General features: G+C 39.7%; 7 protein-coding genes. All 7 read right to left on the bottom strand.

Features of this window, described 5'->3' with window-relative positions:
- The coding region (locus QUB30_RS34075; RefSeq protein WP_445300580.1) for an HNH endonuclease at positions 1 to 165 on the bottom strand (165 nt) is incomplete at its 3' end.
- The gene (locus QUB30_RS33140) at positions 155 to 496 is read right to left on the bottom strand and encodes a hypothetical protein (protein WP_333342505.1); all 342 of its coding nucleotides are present in this window, start codon (positions 494 to 496) and stop codon (positions 155 to 157) included. The genes QUB30_RS34075 and QUB30_RS33140, both read right to left, overlap by 11 nt.
- Before the next feature lie 39 nt (positions 497 to 535).
- Positions 536 to 865 (bottom strand): hypothetical protein, encoded by a 330-nt coding sequence (locus QUB30_RS33145; RefSeq protein WP_333342507.1) that lies wholly within the window; start codon positions 863 to 865, stop codon positions 536 to 538.
- Positions 866 to 995: 130 nt separating this feature from the next.
- Positions 996 to 1,370 (bottom strand): hypothetical protein, encoded by a 375-nt coding sequence (locus QUB30_RS33150; protein WP_333342510.1) that lies wholly within the window; start codon positions 1,368 to 1,370, stop codon positions 996 to 998.
- A 176-nt stretch (positions 1,371 to 1,546) separates the two neighbouring features.
- Positions 1,547 to 1,819 carry a hypothetical protein gene (locus QUB30_RS33155; protein WP_333342513.1) on the bottom strand — a complete coding sequence of 91 codons (273 nt, stop codon included), beginning with the start codon at positions 1,817 to 1,819 and terminating at the stop codon, positions 1,547 to 1,549.
- Positions 1,820 to 1,828: 9 nt separating this feature from the next.
- Positions 1,829 to 2,350, bottom strand: a complete 522-nt coding sequence (locus QUB30_RS33160) for a DUF1822 family protein (protein WP_333342515.1) — start codon at positions 2,348 to 2,350, stop codon at positions 1,829 to 1,831.
- Complete coding sequence (locus QUB30_RS33165; RefSeq protein ID WP_333342518.1) at positions 2,350 to 3,099, bottom strand: hypothetical protein; 750 nt, start codon at positions 3,097 to 3,099, stop codon at positions 2,350 to 2,352. Before QUB30_RS33165 ends, QUB30_RS33160 begins: the two co-directional genes overlap by 1 nt.
- Between the last annotated feature and the right edge of the window lie 97 nt (positions 3,100 to 3,196).

The following is a 3,196-nucleotide window of genomic DNA, read 5'->3' on the forward strand; positions in this document are numbered from 1 at the left end:
ATGGTATCGTCCGTGAACAGAAGGACTAGAACAAATCACCAGGTTTTCTGGCGAGTTATTAGATATGTCCTCGTCCAGGTGATGAACAACTTCACCGGGTCTGAGTTTACGCTTGATGGTTTGTTCTGCCACCATCCGATGCAGATACACGGTTTTATAGGTCATAGCTTTTACGATTGAAGTAAATGGGAAATACTGCTACAGCTTTCTCTAAATCCAGAGGCTCAACTTCGGTTTGTTGACGGATTTGTTCAAGCCAAAGGATATCGAGAGCAAATATTCTTGCAATCGCGGGTATCAGCCAGTCATACTCACCTGATCGAATGTCGATTCGGTTATTTTCTATCTTTGAAAGCAGGCATCGATCCACTGTCTCAAAATCATCTGATGGAATAACCAGCAGTTTACACAAGTCTTTATGGCTAAATCCATATTCTTGCCGAGCATTTTTAACAGTTTTGCCAAATGTTATTTTGCTTTGGTCGTAGTTGGTCATGATAAGTAAGAATTCTGGGAGCGGCCCAGATATACGCTATTAGAATGTTAGATAACCAAATTGTCTGTTTGCTAACTCGACAACTTTCTGAATTAGTTGCTCTCTTTGTGCATCAAATTCTGCATGAGGCAGTTTGACATACCGATAAACTTCAGAACTTGACCATCGGCTTTCAGCGTCATATCCTTGATCACCACTAAGTATCACGATTTCAATTGATGTATTTTTCGGCCATCTGGTAATTTGTAGATGATATTCATTCCAATCTTCCCAGGCACTAAGCTGGTAACTTTCTTTTGTGTATTTTACTACTTTGCCATCTTTTGTTTGCCAGCTACAGTTTTCTACCTCAAACTCTGGTTGTGACATGATTTAATCCTCCATATCAAAACCTCACAAGCGAAGCTAATTTTTACTATAACTATTGCTAGTAACATTCCTAGAAACATTCTTAGAAACATTTTTAGAAACGTTACTAGAAACAAGAAACAAGAAACAGTTATATCAACCACCAATTTAAAGACTGAATTAATTGAGTAGCTTTTTCGATAACCTGAGTAACGATCGGTTGGGTAATAATCTGAGTATTGGACAAACCTAATTCAGAAACAGCGTCAAGACAAGCGCTTTCCCAAGCACTTTCCTTGGTTTGAAAGAGCTTGATGGGAGTTACACCGATCGTCACATACTTTTGTCGAGAGAAACAAACCAATTTCTCTGCATTGCCCGGTAAAAACTCAGGAGCAACGACTTCATGGTTGACCTCACACGGCAAGAGCTGACCTTTGTTGAGATATGAAGCTTCTTCAATTACAGGACATATTCTGAGTAGGTTTTCGACTTCTTGAGAGATTGAAAAATCTGGGCTGTGCATAGTACGATCCTGCTTTGCAGGCTAACGTTAATGATCCGCTAAATCACTACTTTACAGCGAAGCTTAGACTATGCAATAAGCTATCAACAGTCAGGGGTGGCAAATCTGCGACCCCTGCGCTGACTTTATACCTCGCTTATACCTTGGCTATACCTCATTTTGACCTGATGAGGTAATTACCAATTCATCATCGTGCAAACAGATTCCCAATCCCAATCGATTTCTTCAGCAGTGAGGTGCGCGACAGAACCAGCCAAATGAGCTGTAGTGACAAGAAAAACGCCCTCTCTGTCGTATCGGAATTTATCTTCAAGTTCACATTCAGCTTGTGCGATCGCTCCAGCAAAATCATCGTTAACGGGGTCAGGGCAGTTAACAATCCAAACTGCCTGAGCTGGATCAGGTTTGGGTTTACCTGCCAGAGATATCATTAGCTGTTTCAAATTCATGGGTTTTCCTCAAACACTTTGTAATTCAAAAGTTCGCAAATAGTCAGATAAGCGGTCAAACGGCTGAAGGTCAGTAACGGAAAGTTCTACAGTATCGCCGTCGATATCAGCAGCGGAGAGAAAGCCCAAAAGTTTTACCTGATCCAATGAGTCTGGCAATTCAACAAAGATATAAGCAATACGATCGTCCTGAGCCGGGACACAAATTTTTGTTTCTCCTTCACCAATTCGACAGCATTGAATTTTTCCGATTCCGGGCAACTCCAAATCAGCCAGTTCTAAAGCTGATTCAATTGCTACACTCCAGTCATCATCTTTATCGAGAATGGTTTCAAATTCCATCCAACCGATAAGATGATTGACTGCCCACACGGTCATTGTATTGTAGAAATGTTTTAGACCAACTTCTAGGTTAGCTTGTTCGGAAGCATAACCTAAAGCTAAATTGTACACTTTCTGTTCGATCGGGAATTGCAGCAAATTATCTTTCATTTTCTGTGATTGAGAAATCACAGTCTGAAAGCGAAGCATTACTCCATTACTAAATCTTGAAATGAAGAGGCAATTAATTTTTCTAAACTCTCTTCAAACCAAGGAAGCAAACTATGATAAATCCCTTGGCTTAACAATCTCGGTTCAATATTTTCAGGAAACTTATTTCTAGGTACTTCCTTTTGATAGGCTACGCCAATATCATAGTAAGTTTGGCAGTAGTAAACAAAATTCAAGATTATTACTCTTCTCAGTTTTTCTGCTGAAAGAATCTGTACTAAGTAATTCATTGAATCACTTAAAGTTTTTATGTTACCTTTAGCCCATTCCCGATCTTGAACTTGTCGAAACCAAATATAACTATACCCTCCGCCAAAATACCATTTTTTTTTGCCGTAGAGCGTGTGTATGTAAGCAAGAAGTTTTTCACAAGCTAATCGCAAAGTATCTATTTTGCTGTCAGGATATAGATGCCCATGTCCAACAAGATACCATCCTAAATCATCGGTTGTTAGAGTATTTTCTAACATTGAAGAAACGCAAATTTTTCCAGTTCTTTTTACTGTTGGGTCGATTGATTTATCTTTCAAAAACTGCACCATCAAATCAAAACCAACCTCACCATATTTACAGGCTTCACACAAACCACCAATTTGCGATAATCGGTGATTGGATGCTAAGCGACTCTTGACACCGAATAAACCTCCTAGCACCGCAGCGCCTTCGGGGACTAAGACTTGACTGCCAAGTACCGCATCATATTCTCTAGGGTTTTGTTGGTCTAACATTATTTGCTACTTCGTGTTTTGGCGTTGCTTAATCAGGGTATGAAAAAAATAACTTGAAAATCCCGAAGTTTTGTGGATACTGGTTTCTCTGACTTGC

This window comes from Microcoleus sp. BROC3 (genome assembly GCF_036702515.1).
In the GTDB taxonomy this organism is placed as follows: domain Bacteria; phylum Cyanobacteriota; class Cyanobacteriia; order Cyanobacteriales; family Microcoleaceae; genus Microcoleus.

What these genes read in the sequence shown, in the direction of transcription:
- QUB30_RS33140 (WP_333342505.1), bottom strand. Translation starts at nt 496, where the DNA reads ATGACCAACTACGACCAAAGCAAAATAACATTTGGCAAAACTGTTAAA.
- QUB30_RS33145 (WP_333342507.1), bottom strand. Translation starts at nt 865, where the DNA reads ATGTCACAACCAGAGTTTGAGGTAGAAAACTGTAGCTGGCAAACAAAA.
- QUB30_RS33150 (WP_333342510.1), bottom strand. Translation starts at nt 1,370, where the DNA reads ATGCACAGCCCAGATTTTTCAATCTCTCAAGAAGTCGAAAACCTACTC.
- QUB30_RS33155 (WP_333342513.1), bottom strand. Translation starts at nt 1,819, where the DNA reads ATGAATTTGAAACAGCTAATGATATCTCTGGCAGGTAAACCCAAACCT.
- QUB30_RS33160 (WP_333342515.1), bottom strand. Translation starts at nt 2,350, where the DNA reads ATGCTTCGCTTTCAGACTGTGATTTCTCAATCACAGAAAATGAAAGAT.
- QUB30_RS33165 (WP_333342518.1), bottom strand. Translation starts at nt 3,099, where the DNA reads ATGTTAGACCAACAAAACCCTAGAGAATATGATGCGGTACTTGGCAGT.